The following is a 17,428-nucleotide window of genomic DNA, read 5'->3' as shown; positions in this document are numbered from 1 at the left end:
GCGGATCGAAGAGAAGCGAAGACTATGGCAATCACGTTGACGGAGAAGGCGGCACAACACGTGCACAAATATCTGACGCGGCGCGGCAAGGGTGTCGGCCTGCGTCTGGGCGTGCGCACGACGGGCTGTTCGGGTCTGGCGTACAAGCTCGAATACGTCGATGAACTCGCGCCGGAAGATACCGTGTTCGAGTCGTCGGGCGTGAAGATCGTCATCGATCCGAAGAGTCTTCCTTATCTCGACGGCACCGAGCTGGATTTCGCGCGCGAAGGGCTGAACGAAGGCTTTCGCTTCAACAACCCGAACGTGAAGGACGAGTGCGGCTGCGGCGAATCGTTCCGCGTCTGACACGCGTGACGCCGGCGGTATCGGCAAAAGAGGCGGCGCGTGCCGCCTTTTTCATTCGCGCAACCTGAAACCACATCATCGTCATGGCCTCGCTTACCGATAGTCACTTCGCTCTCTTCGACCTGCCGCAGACGTTCGCCGTCGATCCGCAACAGCTCGACAGCGCGTATCGCACCGTGCAGGCGCAAGTGCATCCGGACCGTTTCGCCGCGGCCGGCGACGCACAGCGGCGTCTCGCGATGCAATGGGCCACGCGCACCAACGAGGCGTATCAGACGCTGCGCGATCCGTTGAAGCGCGCGCGCTACATGCTGTCGCTGCGCGGCATCGACGTCGGCGCGGAGAACAATACGGCGATGGAGCCGGCGTTTCTGATGCAGCAGATGGAATGGCGCGAAAATATCGAGGATGCCGCGGGCGCGAAGAATATTGGCGCGCTCGAGGCGCTGCTCGACGAACTGCGCGAGGAAGAGCGCGTGCGCTTCACGAAGCTCGAGGCGCTGCTCGACAGCAACTCTGATCAGGCGGCGAGTGAGGCGGTACGTCAGTTGATGTTCATCGAACGCGTGGCGACCGAAATCGGCGCACAGATCGAGCGGCTAGAGCACGCGTAAAGACGAGCTCGCCGCAACAACCCCCAAAGACCAACGATGGCTTTACTGCAAATCTCAGAACCCGGCATGGCGCCGGCGCCGCATCAGCGGCGCGTGGCGGTCGGCATCGATCTCGGCACGACGAATTCGCTCGTGGCCGCCGTGCGCAACAGCGTGCCCGAAGCGCTGCCCGACGAGGACGGCCACGTGCTTCTGCCGTCGGTCGTGCGTTACCTGGAGAAGGGCGGGCGGCGCATCGGCCGGACCGCGAAGGAAGAGGCCGCCACCGATCCGCGCAACACGATCGTTTCGGTCAAGCGTTTCATGGGCCGCGGCAAAAGTGAAGTGGAAGGCGCGGAGAACGCGCCGTACGATTTCATCGACGCGCCCGGCATGGTGCAGATCCGTACGATCGACGGCGTGAAGAGCCCGGTCGAAGTATCGGCGGAAATTCTCGCGACGCTGCGTTATCGCGCGGAAGACTCGCTCGGCGAGGACCTCGTCGGCGCGGTGATCACGGTGCCCGCCTATTTCGACGAAGCGCAGCGCCAGGCGACCAAGGACGCGGCGAAGCTCGCCGGTCTCAACGTGTTGCGGCTCCTGAACGAACCGACCGCGGCGGCGATCGCCTACGGTCTCGACAACGGTTCCGAAGGCCTGTACGCCGTGTACGACCTAGGCGGCGGCACCTTCGATCTGTCGATTCTGAAGCTCACGAAAGGCGTCTTCGAAGTGCTCGCGGCCGGCGGCGACTCCGCGCTCGGCGGCGACGACTTCGATCACGTGCTGTATCGCCATGTGCTGGCGCAGGCGGGCGTCGCGCTCGATGCGCCCGAAGACGTGCGCCTGCTGCTCGATCGCGTACGCACGGCGAAGGAAGCGCTGTCGTCGACGCCCGAAACGCGCGTCCAGGCGACGCTTTCCACGGGCCGCGAAATCGATGTTGCCGTGACCGAGGCGCACTTCGCCGAGCTGACCGAGGCGCTCGTCGCGCGCACGCTCGGCCCGACGAAGAAGGCGCTGCGCGACGCGAAGGTCGCACCGAAAGACATCAAGGGCGTTGTGCTGGTCGGCGGCGCGACGCGCATGCCGGTGATCCGCCGCGCGGTCGAAGGCTTCTTCGGCCAGCCGCCGCTCATCAATCTGGATCCGGATCAGGTCGTCGCGCTCGGCGCGGCGATTCAGGCCGATCTGCTCGCGGGCAACCGTCGCGGCGAAGGCGACGACTGGCTGCTGCTCGACGTGATTCCGCTGTCGCTCGGCGTCGAAACGATGGGCGGCCTCACGGAAAAGATCATCCCGCGCAACTCGACGATCCCGACCGCCCGCGCGCAGGAATTCACGACCTTTAAGGACGGCCAGACCGCGATGGCGATCCACGTCGTGCAGGGCGAGCGTGAACTCGTCTCCGACTGCCGTTCGCTTGCGCGCTTCGAATTGCGCGGCATCCCGCCGATGGCTGCGGGCGCCGCGCGCATTCGCGTGACGTATCAGGTCGACGCCGACGGCCTGCTCTCGGTGTTCGCACGCGAGCAGTTGTCGGGCGTGGAGGCGTCGGTGGTGGTGAAGCCGTCCTACGGCCTCGCCGACGACGAAGTCGCACGCATGCTCGAAGAAAGCTTCAAGACCGCCGACACGGACATGCGCGCACGTGCATTGCGCGAGGCGCAGGTGGAAGCGGATCGCCTCATCGAAGCGACGCACGCCGCGCTGAACGCCGACGCCGAATTGCTCGACGACGCCGAACGTGCACAGATCGAAACGCTCGCCGCCGAGCTTTCGCAGATCGCAAAGGGCGACTCGCCGGAAAGTATCGAAGACGCGACCAAGGCGCTCGCGGTTGCGACCGACGAATTCGCCGCGCGTCGCATGAATAAGAGCATTCGCCGCGCGCTCGCCGGCCGCAAGCTCGACGACGTCTAAATCACCCCATTCGAGAACGCGAAAAACATGCCTCAAATCGTTGTGCTGCCTCACGTGGAGCTTTGTCCGGACGGCGCGGTGATCGACGCCGACATCGGCAAGAGCATCTGCGACAACCTGCTCGATCACGGTATCGAAATCGAGCATGCCTGCGAGAAATCGTGCGCTTGCACGACGTGTCACGTGGTCATCCGGGAAGGGTTCAATTCGCTCGAACCGTCCGAGGAACTGGAGGACGATCTGCTCGACAAAGCCTGGGGGCTGGAACCTACATCGCGGTTATCATGTCAGGCAATGGTGCCGGCCGACGAGGATCTGGTGGTCGAGATCCCGCGCTACACCATTAACCACGCCAAAGAAAATCACTGACAGGAGGCTCGCCCATGAAGTGGACAGATACTCAGGAGATCGCGATGGCACTCACCGACGCGCATCAGGATGTCGATCCCCAATATGTGCGTTTCACCGACCTGCATCGCTGGATTACGGAACTCGACGGTTTCGACGACGATCCCGAAAAATCCAACGAAAAAATTCTGGAAGCGATCCAGGCAGCCTGGATCGAGGACGCGGATTACTGATCACCGTCCTGCCAGCACTATTGCGAACGGCGGCTCATTGCGAGCCGCCGTTCTTGTTTTCATTCTCGATTAATTGCTCGCCGTCAACTAATCTCATGTTTGACAGAACTTGACGTCGCGATCGTTGTTGCCCCATCCCCCTGCGACTTAAAATCGCGCCCGCTGCGCGCCGGCAATGAACCCGGCCCGCTGAATCACGCGTTCGGAAAGGAATCGCCCGCGTGGCAATGCTTTGCATTGCAAAAAATTTTCACATTGCCGAACTGGCGGCGGGCAGCAGTCCCGTTGCGGGCGATCCATTGACGATGAATTGGGGAGAAGTAAATGGGGAAACTCGGCCTGTCGAGGCGCGGTTTTCTGAAAGCGAGTGCGCTTGCGGGCGTGTCGGTGTTTGTTGCGCCGCTCGGCAGCCGTGCGTTCGCCGCGTTGTTCGAAGAGAAAATTCTGACGCCCGTTCAGTGGGATGCGACGAGCGGCGGTGCGAAATTCCGCATCGACGGCATCGCGAAGGTAACGGGTGCAAAGGTCTTCGCGCGTGATGTGCGTGCGGCGGACATGCCGCATTGGCCGAAAGAGCAGTCGCACGCGCTGATTCTGCGCACGACGCGGGCCGATTGCATCTACTCGGGTTTCGATCTCTCGATGCTCGACGGCGGCCTCGCGCCCGATCGCGTCGTTACGGCTGAGGATCTCGCGCGCGACAAGCTCGCGTTTCCCGCCTTCTATGGCGACGACATGCTGCTGCCCGTCGGCAAGACGCCGGCGTACCTCGGTCAGGCGGTCGCGATCCTGATCTATCACGACTTTGCGCGCTTTCGCTTCGCGAAGGACAAGCTCCAGTTCCGCGACGGCGTCATCCGCTACGGCGCGACGACCGGTCCGCTCGAACGCGACCCGTGGGCGGCGTTCCGCTTCGTGCGCGTCGGCGGCAAGACGCCTTACGACGACGATGTCTTCTCGAGCCTGAAAGACACGCCGCTTTTCCCGCACATGATGAAAAAGCGCGAGCCGGTCTGGGCGAGCGCCGCCGAGCACGGCAAGCTCGACGAGCAGGGCGCGTTCCATGCAGGGGAGATCAGCGACGCGCTCGATCATCCGCCGGCGGAGTGGCTCGTTGTCGATCGTGAGTACAGCACGCAATCCGTCGACACGGCCGCGCTCGAACCCGATAACGCCAATTGCTGGTACGACGCGGCAACGCAGTCGCTGCACATGGTCATCCCGACGCAAGGCCCGCACGAAGTGGCCGAAAGCGCGATCGAGATGACGGCGAAGTCGGGCTTCCCGGTGAAGAACCTGTTCCTGCATCCGTGCTACACGGTCGGCTACGGTTCGAAGGACCACTACAACATGCCGTTCTACGGCCTGCTCGCGTCGCTGTACGGCGACGGCCGCCCGGTGCGTCTCGCCAACGATCGCTTCGAGCAGTTTCAGACTTCGCTCAAGCGCCATGCGTTCGACATGCGCTATCGCATGGCGATCGACCGGAATTCGGGGCTGATTCAGGCGTTCAAGGGCGATTTCGTCGCCAATGGCGGCGGACGTTGCAACTTCTCGCCGTCGGTCGCGATGGTGGGCGCAACGGCCGCGCAATCCATCTATTACATCCCGAAGAGCGATCTGACGGCCACGGCGATCGCCTCGCGCGCAATCGACGCCGGCTCGGCGCGCGGCTACGGCACGCTGCAGAGCATGGCCGCGACGGAGATGATGATCGACGAAATCGCGCAGACGCTCAATCTCGATCCGATCGATCTGCGTCTGAAGAACGTGATGCGCACCGGCATGAAGAACACGCAGGGCGCGATTCCGGCAGGCGCCGTGCGTGCCGAGGACGTGCTTCGGCGCGCGCAGGCGCATCCGCTCTGGACGGAGCGCGCCAAACGCAAGACGGAATACGAAATCGCGCACCCGGGCAAGCGCTACGGCGTCGGCTTCGCGTGCACGCAGAAGGACTTCGGCACGGGCGCGGAAAGCGCGTTCGCCAAGATCGAATTCACCGCCGATGGCCGCATCGCGCTGAATCATTCGGGCGCGGAAATCGGCACCGGTTCATCGACGTCGCAGGCGCTCGCCTGCGCGAAATGGCTCGGCAAGCCCGCGGCCGACGTTCACATGGCGACGATCGACTGGACGGACCTGCCGGTCGTCACGAGCGGCGATCCGTACATCATGTCGCAGGCCGAGCAGGATCGCCTGAGCGCGAATCCGCGCTGGTCGCCCTCGTACATGTCGCCGGCGAGCGCAACGAACTCGGCGTACTACTTCACGCACGCGACGCATGAGGCGGCGCGCGTGATTTTTCGTCACGGCATCTGGCCCGCGGCGCTCGCGATCTGGGGGCAGGGCATCGGCGGCGGTCAGGCGACGTCGTTCGTCGTGCGCATCGAGGATGCGCGCTGGAAGGACGGCACGCTCTCCGCCGACGGACTCGAGCCGATTCCCTTCGAGCAACTCGCGAAGAAGGCGCACGAGCTCGGACTCGTCACCGGCGCGGCCGTGCACACGTTCAATCGCTGGCAATGGAGCGAGGCGCAGTTCGACATCGCGGGCGAAGTCGTGCGCTTTCCGCTCGACGGCCTGTCGCTGCGCTTCGGCGACGGCAAGCCGAAAGACGGCGCAAAAAGCGCTGCAAAAACCACGGCGAACGGCTACACGGTGCTCGACCGCAAGCGCGTCTTCATCGCGCCCGTGCAGCGTAACAACGCGGCGGTCACGTACTACAGCGCGCTCGGCACGCTCGTCGAACTCGCGGTGAGCGAATCGAGCGGCGAGGTCGAAGTGCTTTCGCATCATTCGATCATGGAATGCGGCAATCAGATTGCGCCGCAACTCGTGTCGGGCCAGTTGCAAGGCGGTCTCGCCATGGGCATCGGGCACGCGCTGCACGAATATCTGCCGCTCTACGAGGACGGCCCGGGCAACGGCACCTGGAACTTCAACCGCTATCACTTGCCTCTCGCGAGCGACGTCGCCGTGTGGAAGCAAACGGGCGAAGTGCTGCCGCCGCTTTCCGAAACCGATCCGCCGAAGGGCATCGCCGAAGTGGTGATGATTCCGGTGGTCGGCGCCATCGTCAACGCGATCGCGCATGCGATCGGACATCGCTTCACCGCTTTGCCGGTGACGCCGCAAAACATTCAGGAGGTGCTCGCATGACGGCCATCCAATCCGCCGCGGGCATCGAAACTCGCGCGCTCTCGATGACGATCAACGGCAACAAGGTCGGCCCGATGCAGGTGCCCGCCGGTCTGCCGATGATCGATTTTCTGCACGAATATGTCGGGCTCACCGGTTCGCGTCTCGGCTGCGGTCAGGGGATCTGCCATGCGTGCGTGGTGATCGTCGACAACGCCGACGGCACCAGCGAGGAAACACGCTCGTGCATCAACGGCGCGCATTTCTTCGACGGCAAGAGCGTGCGCACGGTCGAAGGTCACGCGAAGCGCAACGAGCAGGGCGAAGTCGTCGAAATGTCGGCGGTGCAGCAGAAGTTCCTCGAGCATTTCAGCTTCCAGTGCGGCTATTGCACGCCGGGCTTCGTCAACGCGACCACCGTGCTGCTCGAAAAGCTCAAGCGCAATCCGATCGCGAAGGACCAGATCGAAGCCACCATCATGGATGCGTTGAACGAGCACATCTGCCGTTGCACCGGCTACGTGCGTTACTACGAAGCGGTCAAGGATCTCGTGCTCACCACGCCCGGACTCGTGAAGGACGCTGCACGATGAGATCGATCCTGACCCGTCTCGTGATGCCGCTCGCGGCGGCATCCTTTGCGCTCGCCGGTTGCAGCGGCCAGAACGATACGTCGACGCCGCCGAAAAGCTCGCCCGAGCAAATCGCGCGCGGACGCTACCTCGCACAGGCCGCCGATTGCGCCGCATGCCACACGGCGTCCGGCGGCGCGCCGTTCGCGGGCGGCGTGAAGCTCGAATCGCAATTCGGCACGTTCTATGGCACGAATATCACGCCCGATCCGAAGCAGGGCATCGGCGCGTGGAGTGCGGACGAATTCTTCCGCGCGCTACATGACGGCGTGTCGCCGAAGCACAAGCTCTATCCCGCGATGCCGTACACGTCGTATCGGCAGATGTCGCGCGAGGACAGCGACGCGATCTATGCGTACCTGATGTCGCAAAAGCCCGCGGCGGTGCCGAACGTCGAAGCCGATCTCAAGTTTCCGTACAGCGTGCGCTTCGCCGTGCGGTTATGGGACATGATGTTCCTGAAGGACGCGCTGCCGGATGCATCGTCGGGACAATCCGCCGACTGGACGCGTGGACGCTATCTGGCCAACGCACTCGGCCATTGCGCGGAATGCCACACGCCGCGCGGCGCGTTCGGCCAGATTCAGGACGCGAAGACGTTGCAGGGCGGCGCGCTCGGGCGCATCGGCGCGCCCGACATCACGCCGTCGGCGCTTGCCGCACGCGGTTGGACGGGCGCAGATCTGCAAACGTTCTTCGCAACCGGCGTCGCGAAGCAAGGCTCTGCGTTCGGCGAAATGCATCCCGTGGTCTATCTGAGCACGCGGCACTTGAGCCCCGATGACCTGCGCGCGCTGTCGACCTATCTGCTCGGCGACGCGCCGCCGGAACCCCAGCCGCGCGCCGTCGTGAAGTTCGACGACACGGCGCAACTCAACGCAGGGCGCAATCTGTATCTCGATTCATGCGCGGGCTGTCACGGGTTCGACGGTCAGGGCAAGCCGCATGTCACGGTGAGCATGGACGGCAACTCGACCTTGCGTCAGGCGGACCCGCGTAATCTCGTCACGTCGGTTCTCGACGGCATCGAGGCGCAGCGGTTTTCGAGCGTCGAGAATATGCAGTCCATGCCCGGCTTCGCTAAAACGTATGGCGATGAACAGATCGCGCAACTCGCGAACTATCTTCGCGTGACGTGGGGCGGACAGCCCGGCGATGTGACAGCCGACAAGGTGAAGTCGCTACGCTGAAGCGAGACGCTTCAACAAAAACAACGAGGCCACGCAATGTTGCGTGGCCTCGTTGTTTTGAGCGTGCGAAGAAGCCGATCAGACGCGCGCGCCGCGCTCCGCAAGCTGGCGCTGTAGCGTCGGCCATATTTTGGCGACGGCTTCCTCGCCCGCGAGAATCGACGCGTTGCGCTGGCTGAAATCGCTGCTGCTCATCGCGACGAGATTCGGACGAATCACCGCGTTTGCGTATTTGTCGAGCTCATAGGCCTTGATGGTCTGGCCCATGATCGTGAAGGTCTGCATGAGCACGTCGAACGAACTTGACGTGAGCCCGCTTTCCGGGCGCGCCGAGATATCGACCGCGATCACGAAGTCGGCGCCCATCTTGTGCGCGAACGCCGCCGGCACCGGACTCACGAGGCCGCCGTCGACATACTCGCGATCGCCAATCTTTACCGGTTCGAAAATCGACGGCACGCTGCACGACGCGCGCACCGCGACGCCCGTATTGCCGCGCTGGAACAGAATCGGCTGGCCGCTCTTCAAATCGGTCGCGACGATACCGAGCGGCCGCGCCATCTTCTCGATCGGCCGGTTGTCGAGCGTTTTGTTCAGATAGTTCTGCAGCGCGACGCCTTGCAGAATGCCGCGCGTGCGAAAGGGCATGGCCCAGTCGCTGATGGAGGCTTCGTCCATGGTCAGCGCGAGCTTGTTGATCGCGATGCCGTTCATGCCCGACGCGTACAGCGCCGCGATCACCGAACCCGCGCTCGTGCCCGCGACGAGATCGACGCGCACGTTACGCGCCTCCAGCGCCTTAATCACGCCGATATGCGCGAAACCACGCGCCGCGCCGCCGCCGAGCGCGAGCCCGATGCGCAGCGGTCGTTGCGCGTCCGTGCTCGCGCTCGGCGCGACCGGTGTGCCGGAGGCGGTCGCGCCTGCGCCGCCGCCGCTCGTGGTCGTGCAGGCGGCGAGAATGGACGATGCGGCCGCGAGCGAGAACGCGCGGCGCGAAAGGCGGGGTGACGATGAATTCAAAGTGTGCTCCGGCGATGCAGCGAGTCCCCGGCGGCGCGCGCTTCGCATGCGGGCGCTTCGAGGTGTCTGGGAAAAGCGCGCACATCATAAAACAAAAGGCGTGCGGGGCGGCACGACGCAGGCGGCGAGTATAATTTCGTCTCATTTTGAGCGAGCTTCGAGCGCGGCTGCGCGACATGCCGCGCACGCGCGAACCGCTCCGCCAGACCGCGTTCCGGCTTCATCGCCGCGAACGCCATCCATCGAGTAAAAAGCAATGACCACCCAAGTCCGTACCCGCTTCGCACCGAGCCCGACCGGCTTCATCCATCTCGGCAACATCCGCTCCGCGCTGTATCCGTGGGCGTTCGCGCGCAAGATGAAGGGAACCTTCGTGCTGCGCATCGAGGATACCGATCTCGAACGCTCGACCGATGCTTCGGTGGACGCGATCCTCGAAGGCATGGCGTGGCTCGGACTCGATTTCGACGAAGGCCCGTTCTATCAGATGCAGCGCATGGACCGCTATCGGGAAGTCGTCGCGCAGATGCTGGAGCAGGGCCTCGCGTACCACTGCTACATGTCGACCGAAGAACTTGACGCATTGCGCGAGCGTCAGCGTGCCGCGGGCGAAAAGCCGCGCTACGACGGCACCTGGCGCCCGGAACCGGGCAAGGTGCTGCCGCCGGTTCCGGCGGGCGTCACGCCGGTCGTGCGCTTTCGCAATCCGCTGACGGGCACGGTCACATGGGACGACGCCGTGAAGGGCAACATCGAGATCTCGAACGAAGAACTCGACGACCTCGTCATCGCGCGTCCCGACGGCACGCCGACCTATAACTTCTGCGTGGTCGTCGACGATCTCGACATGAAGATCACCCACGTGATTCGCGGCGACGATCACGTCAACAACACGCCGCGTCAGATCAACATTCTGCGCGCGCTGGGCGGCGAGGCGCCGGTGTACGCGCATCTGCCGACCGTGCTCAATGAGCAGGGCGAGAAGATGAGCAAGCGTCACGGCGCGATGAGCGTGACCGGCTATCGGGACAACGGCTATCTGCCGGAAGCCGTGGTGAACTATCTGGCGCGCCTCGGCTGGTCGCATGGCGACGCGGAAATTTTCTCGCGCGAGCAGTTCGTTGAATGGTTCGATCTCGAGCATCTCGGCAAGTCGCCGGCGCAGTACGACCACGACAAGCTCAACTGGCTGAACGCGCACTACATCAAGGAAGCCGACAACGGCCGGCTCGCGGAACTGACGCGGCCGTTCCTGCTGCAGGCGGGCATCGACGCTGCATCGCTCGATGGCGGCGCGCCGCTCGATCAGGTGATCGCGCTGCTGAAGGATCGCGCATCGACGGTGAAGGAAATCGCCGACAACGCCGCGATGTTCTACCGCGAGCCGGTCATCGATCCCGAAGCCTTCGCGCAGCATGTGACGGAGGCGGTGCGCCCGGCCATCGCCGATCTGCGCGCGGCGCTTGTGTCTGTCGAGTGGACCAAGGAAGCGATCGCGGCGGCGCTCAAGGCGACGCTCACCGCGCACAAGCTCAAGATGCCGCACCTCGCGATGCCGGTGCGCCTGCTGGTCGCGGGCACGACGCATACGCCTTCCATCGATGCGGTGCTCATGCTGTTCGGCCGCGATGCGGTGCTGCGGCGTCTCGGCAAGGCGGTGGCATGACGCGCCGGTGAGCGCGCGGGCGGGTGATGCGCTGCATCGGCGGCGCGTCATCCATTGCGTGCAAAAGCGTCAGGCGAGACAAAAAAGTTTCACTTCAGTCATCAGAGGGTATTTACAGCTACGAAAACGCCCTATACAATCTCGTTTCTGTTCTGCAAGGGGGTATAGCTCAGCTGGGAGAGCGCTTGCATGGCATGCAAGAGGTCAGCGGTTCGATCCCGCTTACCTCCACCACAGAACGGTTGAAGTAGTGCGAAGGTTGTTCTCCAAAACATCGGAAGCCGCAAAAAATACTTCACAAGTAACACGAAGTTGTATAGAATTTTGGTCTTCGCTGATCGGCGTCAATAAATCAGCGGAGATGCTGTAAAAGACAGAGTCATCAAGTTTCTGTCCCCTTCGTCTAGAGGCCTAGGACATCACCCTTTCACGGTGAGTACAGGGGTTCGAATCCCCTAGGGGACGCCAGAACATCGGCGGCTGCTAGTAAAGCGCTGCAAGATTCGCTGGTCATTCAGCGAGTCGGTAAGAGAAGTGGAGCGGTAGTTCAGTTGGTTAGAATACCGGCCTGTCACGCCGGGGGTCGCGGGTTCGAGTCCCGTCCGCTCCGCCAAGATTTGCGAGCAGGAACACTCCGGCTAAAGAGAGCCGGTTTTTTTTCGCCGCAGCCAGGTTGGAACGTGAAGTTTCCAGCTTGTGAGAAGTTGAAGTCCCCTTCGTCTAGAGGCCTAGGACATCACCCTTTCACGGTGAGTACAGGGGTTCGAATCCCCTAGGGGACGCCAGAATATCGGCGGCTGCTAGTAAAGCGCTGCAAGATTCGCCGGTCATGCCGCGAATCGGTAAAAGAAGTGGAGCGGTAGTTCAGTTGGTTAGAATACCGGCCTGTCACGCCGGGGGTCGCGGGTTCGAGTCCCGTCCGCTCCGCCACTCGTTGTGAAAAAATCCAGCCTTCGGGCTGGATTTTTTTTGCTCGTTTCATCGACGCGTCGGGGTTATTGCTTTCAAACGCGTTCGAATCAACCTTCAACCGTAGTATTGGCCATTGCCAGCGTGCGCGCGCTGACTTAGTGTTTAGGCACTTGTTCTCGTGCCCGGCACCCGCGCGATGCTCGACCCGACCGAAGATCTCTCTCTCTATCAACTGCGTCAGGCGACGATGGCCGACTTCGCGTTCGCCGAAGCGCTGACGCACGACAACATGGTCGGCTACTACCGGCGCCACAACCTCGTATGGCGCGGCGACCTTTTCCTTTCCAGCTGGCGCGAATCCGAAAATTTCGTTTTGCAGGCGGACGGCGTGCCGATCGGCGTGATGCGCGTTACCGAGGAAGACGATTCGCTGCACATCCGCGACGTGCAAATCGCGCAGGGTTATCGCGGACGGGGCGCGGGCACATTCCTCCTCAACACCGCGCACCGCTGGGCGCGGGCGCGCGGGCTGGCCGAGTGTCAGTTGCGGGTGTTCGTCGACAATCCGGCGGCGCGGCTTTATGTGCGTCTGGGATATCGGCCGGCGGGGTCGCGTCTTGCCCAGCTCGGCGCGATTCGACACATGGTGCGGCGCGTCTGAGGCAGCGTCGGGCTACGCGCGGTCGAGGTCACGCGCTGCGGGTGTCACGGTCGTCGCGGCTGTCGCCGATATCGCGTGCGAAAAAGGCGCGCGGGCTCTCGCCGAACGCGCGGCGGAACATCGCGGAAAAGGCGCTTTGACTCTGATAGCCGAGCTCGCGCGCGACCTGCGCGAGCGGGCGACCCTGACTCAGCAGCGGTATCGCCCGCGCGAGCACGGCTTGCTGACGCCATTGCGAGAAACTCACCCCTAACTCGCGTCGAAACAGCCGTGCGATCGTGCGTGTGCTCGCGCCCGCTTCGGATGACCAGCGTTCGAGATCCGAATGCGACGGATCGGCCAGCACGGCGTTGCACAGGGCGCGCAGGCGCTTGTCGGTGGGCATCGGCACGGACAGCGGCAGCGGCTGCGAACGGATGATTTCGTCGAGCGCGAGCGTGCCGAGCAGCCGCTCGCGTTCCCGCGAAATCGATTCCTCGTCCAGGGCGGCGATGACTTCGCGCAACAGCGGCGACACCTCGACCACCCGGCACGCGCCGAGACCGGGCGGCACGACGCTGGCATCGACATAAAGCGTGCGCAGATAGGCATCCTCGACGATCACGACTTCGTGCGTGACGTTCGGCGGCACCCAGATCGCGCGGGAGGGCGGCACCATCCAGGTCGAATCGACGGTCGCCACACGTAGCACGCCGCGCGACGTGTACGCGACCTGCGCCCAAGGATGCGTATGCAGCGCGATGCGCACGCCGTACGGAACAGGCCGCGAGCGGACGCGGATCGGATGATCGAGCGTCGGCGAATGTTCGACGGGAATATCGAGATGCTCGACTTCCTCGTGCGACGATCTCGTATCGACAAACGTGGGCATGATCGCTGAATGCTTTCGCGGCTTCGGATGCGCCGATCTTAATCGAAAGCGCGGTTGCGGCGGCGTGGTACGCGGAAGTGCGGAGATTCAAAGGCACACACTGCAACAGTTTTTTCGCGGCGCATAATTCATCTTCCATCAATCAACGATCACGCAACGATCAATCGACAGGAGCGCTTTCTCCGATGCAATACGTTTTCGTCTACGGCACGCTGCGCGCGGGTGAGGTCAACGATATCAACCGCGCCGCGGAACGCCATGGTCTCGCGAAGCCGCAGTGGATCGGCGCGGCGCATGTGTGCGGGCGCCTGTTCGACTTTGGCACGTATCCCGGACTGGTCCTCGACGAGACGGCCGGCCCGATTCGGGGCGATGTCTATCGTATCGACGACGCTCTGGTGCCCGTGCTCGACGAAATCGAGAACGTGTATCCCGGCGTGGAAGGGCTGTTCCGCTCGCACCGCTTGCATGTCGAGGTGGAAGTGGAAGGGCAGAAGAATCGGGTTGATTGCCTGATTTATCCGGTCGCGGCGACGTCCGTGGCGGGATTACCGCGCATCGAAAGTGGCGATTGGATCGCGCATCGCACGACGCGCGCATGAGTTCCGCGGCGAATGTTTAACGCCGCCCTGGCCGCGACTGAGCGGTCAAAGGCGGCGTGAGTGGCCCCGTCGCTTTCAGGCGGAAAGCAATCGGAAAGCAGCCTGGAACGTTCTAAGCCTGCTTACTGGCTCGAACCCGACATCGGCTTGCTGTGCGACTTCTTGTGATGCGTCGACTTTTGCGCTGGCGCTTGGGTATGCATGTTTTGCATGTTGTCCTGCTGCGACTGCAGGTTTTGCGCGCGCGATTCGATATCAGCGATCTTGGAAGGATCGGTGCTCATCGTCACGCCTTGATCGCTCTGCGCATAGGCGCCCGATGCGACCGCGCCGAGGGACAAAAGAACAGCCAGGGACACTTTCTTCATTGTTACCTCCTATTAGCAGTTGAACCCGGGAATCGCCTGTCCGATTTGGTTGGAAAGACGCTTACATCTGAGCAAAAATCGCTCCCGCCGCCTCGTATTCCCTCGGTCGCAGGATTGCGGCATTGCGCGTCAGACAGCGACCCGAACGCGCGCGAGGGTCGGACAGTTTGCATCATAGACGCGGATTCGGACGATGGTATGTCGGTCCGTCCCGTATTGGCCGCGCAGGATCGCGCGGGCTTGCGAAAAATCAAGTCGACGCGTCGTTCTTCGCCAGTACTGAATAATCGCGGCGCTTTTTGCCAAGAGCGAAAGTGTCGCTATTTCGCTCAGTAAAGGTGCAGCCAGCGATAAACATCGAAGCGGGCGAGGCCCACGAGCTCGTGCGCGGCGAGTTCGGTGTTCTCGATGCTCCTGAAGCGCGGAAAAATGGTCGCGTTATTGCGCCGCACGTCGGATACATAAGGTTGCGGCGCATAACCGAACGCTTCGAACGCCCGCATTGCGCGGCGCATGTGATACGCCGACGTCACCACGATCAAACGATTGTCATGTACCGGGCCCAGAATGGCGGCCACGTTTCGGGCGTTCTGGTAAGTGTTCAGGCTTTCGCTCTCACGCCTGAGATCGCGCGGGGCGACGCCCTGCGCAAGCACGTAAGGCGCGTAATTGTCGGCTTCGGCCTGACCGTGATGCTGCGGATCGCCGCCGCTCAGAATCACTTTGCACACTGCACCGGAATCGCGGCACCGACGGTAAAGCGCGGCCGTTGCGGCGATGCGCTGCATCGAATCGCGCTTCGGAACCAGTCCGCTGGCGCTCCGGTCGGTGCCGCCTCCCAATAGAACGATGGTCGTCTCAGGGCCGAACACGGGAGCGACCGTGTCGCCGTACCCGCGCTGGGCGATGTCGAGCAGCGGCGTCGCGAGCCAGCCCGCGCCGCAAGCCCACACGAGCATGGCCGTGACGATCGCGATTTGCAGGCGGCGGCGTCGCCATAGTGCGAATAATGTAAAAAAAAGCAGCAATAAAGTGAATAGAACCAATTTGATTGGGGTAACGTATTGGTTTCAGGGCAATTCAGACCGTCATCGCGTTTTTCGGCACGCATCGGCGGGGATCGCAGTCGAGCGCGCGATCAGCGCGCTTCCAACGGGGGCTTTTAATAGAAAGCAGCACCTAACGCAAGCGGCGGCCAAACATTCGGGCTGCGAGTCATGTCTCTCTTTCGCAGACGAAATTCGGTGCGCCGCGTTTAGTCGACGTCGCCGACTGTCTTGCGACCGTCACGAGCGTCGTCATGGCTGCACAGGAAGAAAGAACGAGATGACCACGTATTCTAACGAAGCCGTACTCGAAGCACTTCGCCGAGCGCAGTATCGTCAGGTTCCCTGGGCGAAACGCCCTAATGTTTTCGGTCTCTTGCGCGCCCTCGGGCTTCTCGAACTTGCCCGCCAGCGCACGGTCGCGCCCGCGCCCGGCTTTCATGCGCCTGTGGATATTGCGGTCGTCACCGAGCGCGGAAGACTCGAATTCACGCGACTCTCGCGCGACGAACGCTCCGGCGACTGGGATCTGCGGCGCACCGAGCCCTACACTTTCGGCGGTCAGGAAACGATCGTAGAGGCGCGCGTTTAGCCCGACGGTCACGTCTTTATAGTCGGCAGATTCGATTGACGGTAAGCCTGCCGTTCATCGGGCCCGATCAGCATTGCATTGCCGCGAATGCTGCGGCCGAAAAAAAGCCCGTATCTCGAAGGACACGGGCAGACCGGATTTCGCTGTTGCCACGCTGTGTTCATGGCATAGGGTGTGACTGACGCTCGTTCGAGTGGTTCCGCAGGTTTCGCCCGAATGTGAACGCGAACGGCGCGGAAAAACCTGTCGTCTCAATGATGCTGCGCGCGTGTTTCGCGATCCGTCTCCGGACGCGCGCGCACATTGCTCGCGATATCGCCGCGCAAGTCGCCGCGCGGCGCCGGTGGGGCTGCGTCGTGGCTATGCGCGTTCGCCGGTGGCGTGGCCATCGCGGCCTTTGCGCTGACGTGGAAATCCGATGCGGCCGGCGGCGGCTGAGCCTGGCTCATCGCCATGGTGCTCGTGAGCGCGACCAGCGCGCCGTGTGCGAGCAGAGTCGATGCATTCATGATGAAATCCCTTGAAGCCCTTCGTGGGGCTTGCCCGATCATTCACCAAGCTAAGCTTCGACGCGCCGGTTCGCTGTAAGGAATAGTAAAGAGTTGTTTCGCCGCGACGTGCGCGTTCCTCGTCCGTTACGACGTAACAAGGCGACCAAAGGGACGCGACGGGAAGACGGCGGAAGGCGCAAGCGATCGCCCGCGCGAGAGAGGAAGCTAAACAGGGCGCCGAAAAAACCGAAGCCGGCTAAACCGGCTTCGGCTGAATCGAATCGCTCAGGCCATTTTGGCCGGCGCGCGCCACGATTCCGGGTTGGTCCAGAACGCGCCGCGCAGACGATCGCGGCTCGGCGGCGCCGGCGGCTTCGCGGCGCTCGAACCAATGCGCCCACGCAGCGAAACCTCGCGGCCATTGCTGGAAAGACGCTTGACGATTTCCGCCAGCGTGCCGTCCGCCTGCCATTCGTCGAAACGGCGACGGCAGGTCGGCGGGGACGGATAACGTCCGGGCAGCTTCGACCAGCCTTCGCCCGTCGACAGTACCCACAACACCGCGTTGACCACGGACCGCGCCTCGACGCGCGGACGTCCGCGCCGTTCGCTACGCGCCGGCTCGGCACAGAACAACGCCTCGACCAGCGCCCACTCGTTATCTCTTAAATCGTCGAACAGCACCATATCTCACCTCAGCGAAGCTAACCCCGGTGCGCTGCCCCGCGCCGCGCACTCTGGTCGGAATCCGATGAACGAATACCAGGGAAGGTCGGAGCGAAGCGGCGGAC

At 63.0% G+C, this 17,428-nt stretch carries 18 protein-coding genes and 5 tRNA genes; 17 read left to right on the top strand and 6 right to left on the bottom strand.

Annotated features, from left to right (window positions below; all coding sequences use genetic code 11):
* Positions 1 to 24: 24 nt before the first annotated feature.
* The 8 genes from iscA (at position 25) to BRPE64_RS08135 (ending at position 8,405) form a co-directional block, all read left to right on the top strand.
* Complete coding sequence (iscA, locus tag BRPE64_RS08170; protein ID WP_016345608.1) at positions 25 to 348, top strand: iron-sulfur cluster assembly protein IscA; 324 nt, start codon at positions 25 to 27, stop codon at positions 346 to 348.
* 83 nt (positions 349 to 431) lie between these two features.
* A complete protein-coding gene (gene hscB, locus BRPE64_RS08165) occupies positions 432 to 962 on the top strand; it encodes a Fe-S protein assembly co-chaperone HscB (protein WP_016345607.1) in 531 nt (176 codons plus the stop codon).
* Positions 963 to 998: 36 nt separating this feature from the next.
* Positions 999 to 2,864, top strand: a complete 1,866-nt coding sequence (hscA, locus tag BRPE64_RS08160) for a Fe-S protein assembly chaperone HscA (protein ID WP_044041394.1) — start codon at positions 999 to 1,001, stop codon at positions 2,862 to 2,864.
* A 27-nt stretch (positions 2,865 to 2,891) separates the two neighbouring features.
* Positions 2,892 to 3,233, top strand: coding sequence for an ISC system 2Fe-2S type ferredoxin (fdx, locus tag BRPE64_RS08155; RefSeq protein ID WP_044041393.1), 342 nt, complete (start codon positions 2,892 to 2,894; stop codon positions 3,231 to 3,233).
* A 14-nt stretch (positions 3,234 to 3,247) separates the two neighbouring features.
* Positions 3,248 to 3,445 carry a Fe-S cluster assembly protein IscX gene (gene iscX, locus BRPE64_RS08150; protein WP_008349212.1) on the top strand — a complete coding sequence of 66 codons (198 nt, stop codon included), beginning with the start codon at positions 3,248 to 3,250 and terminating at the stop codon, positions 3,443 to 3,445.
* A 324-nt stretch (positions 3,446 to 3,769) separates the two neighbouring features.
* Positions 3,770 to 6,604 (top strand): xanthine dehydrogenase family protein molybdopterin-binding subunit, encoded by a 2,835-nt coding sequence (locus tag BRPE64_RS08145; RefSeq protein WP_016345602.1) that lies wholly within the window; start codon positions 3,770 to 3,772, stop codon positions 6,602 to 6,604.
* Positions 6,601 to 7,176: a (2Fe-2S)-binding protein gene (locus BRPE64_RS08140; RefSeq protein ID WP_016345601.1), complete on the top strand. Its 576-nt coding sequence runs from the start codon at positions 6,601 to 6,603 to the stop codon at positions 7,174 to 7,176. The genes BRPE64_RS08145 and BRPE64_RS08140 overlap by 4 nt, the downstream gene beginning before the upstream one ends.
* Positions 7,173 to 8,405, top strand: a complete 1,233-nt coding sequence (locus BRPE64_RS08135; RefSeq protein WP_016345600.1) for a c-type cytochrome — start codon at positions 7,173 to 7,175, stop codon at positions 8,403 to 8,405. Before BRPE64_RS08140 ends, BRPE64_RS08135 begins: the two co-directional genes overlap by 4 nt.
* Before the next feature lie 78 nt (positions 8,406 to 8,483).
* Here the strand turns inward: BRPE64_RS08135 and BRPE64_RS08130 are convergent, their stop codons facing one another.
* Entirely contained in the window at positions 8,484 to 9,476 is a 993-nt protein-coding gene (locus tag BRPE64_RS08130) for a patatin-like phospholipase family protein (RefSeq protein WP_051180323.1), read from the bottom strand.
* A 208-nt stretch (positions 9,477 to 9,684) separates the two neighbouring features.
* Here BRPE64_RS08130 and gltX point away from each other — a divergent pair, with 208 nt between their 5' ends.
* The 7 genes from gltX (at position 9,685) to BRPE64_RS08090 (ending at position 12,667) form a co-directional block, all read left to right on the top strand.
* Entirely contained in the window at positions 9,685 to 11,094 is a 1,410-nt protein-coding gene (gene gltX / locus BRPE64_RS08120; RefSeq protein ID WP_016345597.1) for a glutamate--tRNA ligase, read from the top strand.
* A 158-nt stretch (positions 11,095 to 11,252) separates the two neighbouring features.
* Positions 11,253 to 11,328: transfer RNA gene (locus BRPE64_RS08115), tRNA-Ala, on the top strand.
* A gap of 158 nt (positions 11,329 to 11,486) precedes the next feature.
* Positions 11,487 to 11,562, top strand: a tRNA-Glu gene (locus tag BRPE64_RS08110).
* A 68-nt stretch (positions 11,563 to 11,630) separates the two neighbouring features.
* Positions 11,631 to 11,707, top strand: a tRNA-Asp gene (locus BRPE64_RS08105).
* A gap of 96 nt (positions 11,708 to 11,803) precedes the next feature.
* Positions 11,804 to 11,879, top strand: a tRNA-Glu gene (locus BRPE64_RS08100).
* A 68-nt stretch (positions 11,880 to 11,947) separates the two neighbouring features.
* Positions 11,948 to 12,024 (top strand) — tRNA-Asp (locus BRPE64_RS08095).
* Positions 12,025 to 12,184: 160 nt separating this feature from the next.
* Positions 12,185 to 12,667 carry a GNAT family N-acetyltransferase gene (locus tag BRPE64_RS08090; RefSeq protein ID WP_016345596.1) on the top strand — a complete coding sequence of 161 codons (483 nt, stop codon included), beginning with the start codon at positions 12,185 to 12,187 and terminating at the stop codon, positions 12,665 to 12,667.
* A gap of 28 nt (positions 12,668 to 12,695) precedes the next feature.
* Here the strand turns inward: BRPE64_RS08090 and BRPE64_RS08085 are convergent, their stop codons facing one another.
* Complete coding sequence (locus BRPE64_RS08085; RefSeq protein WP_016345595.1) at positions 12,696 to 13,538, bottom strand: AraC family transcriptional regulator; 843 nt, start codon at positions 13,536 to 13,538, stop codon at positions 12,696 to 12,698.
* Between the two features lie 185 nt (positions 13,539 to 13,723).
* Here BRPE64_RS08085 and BRPE64_RS08080 point away from each other — a divergent pair, with 185 nt between their 5' ends.
* Positions 13,724 to 14,140, top strand: a complete 417-nt coding sequence (locus BRPE64_RS08080) for a gamma-glutamylcyclotransferase family protein (protein ID WP_016345594.1) — start codon at positions 13,724 to 13,726, stop codon at positions 14,138 to 14,140.
* Positions 14,141 to 14,262: 122 nt separating this feature from the next.
* Here BRPE64_RS08080 and BRPE64_RS08075 read toward each other — a convergent pair whose 3' ends face one another.
* On the bottom strand, positions 14,263 to 14,508 hold the full coding sequence (locus tag BRPE64_RS08075) for a hypothetical protein (protein WP_016345593.1): 246 nt from the start codon (positions 14,506 to 14,508) through the stop codon (positions 14,263 to 14,265).
* A gap of 329 nt (positions 14,509 to 14,837) precedes the next feature.
* Positions 14,838 to 15,467: a YdcF family protein gene (locus tag BRPE64_RS08070; protein ID WP_232519169.1), complete on the bottom strand. Its 630-nt coding sequence runs from the start codon at positions 15,465 to 15,467 to the stop codon at positions 14,838 to 14,840.
* Positions 15,468 to 15,834: 367 nt separating this feature from the next.
* Between BRPE64_RS08070 and BRPE64_RS08065 the strand changes: the two genes are divergently transcribed.
* A complete protein-coding gene (locus BRPE64_RS08065) occupies positions 15,835 to 16,146 on the top strand; it encodes a hypothetical protein (RefSeq protein ID WP_044041390.1) in 312 nt (103 codons plus the stop codon).
* A 251-nt stretch (positions 16,147 to 16,397) separates the two neighbouring features.
* On the opposite strand, the gene BRPE64_RS08060 is transcribed toward BRPE64_RS08065, so the two are convergent.
* Together BRPE64_RS08060 and BRPE64_RS08055 are read right to left on the bottom strand one after the other, a co-directional pair.
* Complete coding sequence (locus BRPE64_RS08060) at positions 16,398 to 16,655, bottom strand: hypothetical protein (RefSeq protein ID WP_016345590.1); 258 nt, start codon at positions 16,653 to 16,655, stop codon at positions 16,398 to 16,400.
* A gap of 267 nt (positions 16,656 to 16,922) precedes the next feature.
* Positions 16,923 to 17,324 carry a transposase gene (locus BRPE64_RS08055; protein WP_016345589.1) on the bottom strand — a complete coding sequence of 134 codons (402 nt, stop codon included), beginning with the start codon at positions 17,322 to 17,324 and terminating at the stop codon, positions 16,923 to 16,925.
* Positions 17,325 to 17,428 lie beyond the last annotated feature (104 nt).

The organism is Caballeronia insecticola (assembly GCF_000402035.1).
GTDB classification, from domain to species: Bacteria; Pseudomonadota; Gammaproteobacteria; order Burkholderiales; family Burkholderiaceae; genus Caballeronia; species Caballeronia insecticola.
The sequence above is the reverse complement of the archived record's forward strand: the minus strand, read 5'-3'. Positions and strand labels throughout refer to the sequence as shown.

Bases quoted from the DNA above. Each gene is read 5' to 3' on its own strand.
- iscA (WP_016345608.1), top strand. From the start codon at position 25: ATGGCAATCACGTTGACGGAGAAGGCGGCACAACACGTGCACAAATAT.
- hscB (WP_016345607.1), top strand. From the start codon at position 432: ATGGCCTCGCTTACCGATAGTCACTTCGCTCTCTTCGACCTGCCGCAG.
- hscA (WP_044041394.1), top strand. From the start codon at position 999: ATGGCTTTACTGCAAATCTCAGAACCCGGCATGGCGCCGGCGCCGCAT.
- fdx (WP_044041393.1), top strand. From the start codon at position 2,892: ATGCCTCAAATCGTTGTGCTGCCTCACGTGGAGCTTTGTCCGGACGGC.
- iscX (WP_008349212.1), top strand. From the start codon at position 3,248: ATGAAGTGGACAGATACTCAGGAGATCGCGATGGCACTCACCGACGCG.
- BRPE64_RS08145 (WP_016345602.1), top strand. From the start codon at position 3,770: ATGGGGAAACTCGGCCTGTCGAGGCGCGGTTTTCTGAAAGCGAGTGCG.
- BRPE64_RS08140 (WP_016345601.1), top strand. From the start codon at position 6,601: ATGACGGCCATCCAATCCGCCGCGGGCATCGAAACTCGCGCGCTCTCG.
- BRPE64_RS08135 (WP_016345600.1), top strand. From the start codon at position 7,173: ATGAGATCGATCCTGACCCGTCTCGTGATGCCGCTCGCGGCGGCATCC.
- BRPE64_RS08130 (WP_051180323.1), bottom strand. From the start codon at position 9,476: ATGCGAAGCGCGCGCCGCCGGGGACTCGCTGCATCGCCGGAGCACACT.
- gltX (WP_016345597.1), top strand. From the start codon at position 9,685: ATGACCACCCAAGTCCGTACCCGCTTCGCACCGAGCCCGACCGGCTTC.
- BRPE64_RS08085 (WP_016345595.1), bottom strand. From the start codon at position 13,538: ATGCCCACGTTTGTCGATACGAGATCGTCGCACGAGGAAGTCGAGCAT.
- BRPE64_RS08080 (WP_016345594.1), top strand. From the start codon at position 13,724: ATGCAATACGTTTTCGTCTACGGCACGCTGCGCGCGGGTGAGGTCAAC.
- BRPE64_RS08075 (WP_016345593.1), bottom strand. From the start codon at position 14,508: ATGAAGAAAGTGTCCCTGGCTGTTCTTTTGTCCCTCGGCGCGGTCGCA.
- BRPE64_RS08070 (WP_232519169.1), bottom strand. From the start codon at position 15,467: ATGCTCGTGTGGGCTTGCGGCGCGGGCTGGCTCGCGACGCCGCTGCTC.
- BRPE64_RS08065 (WP_044041390.1), top strand. From the start codon at position 15,835: ATGACCACGTATTCTAACGAAGCCGTACTCGAAGCACTTCGCCGAGCG.
- BRPE64_RS08060 (WP_016345590.1), bottom strand. From the start codon at position 16,655: ATGAATGCATCGACTCTGCTCGCACACGGCGCGCTGGTCGCGCTCACG.
- BRPE64_RS08055 (WP_016345589.1), bottom strand. From the start codon at position 17,324: ATGGTGCTGTTCGACGATTTAAGAGATAACGAGTGGGCGCTGGTCGAG.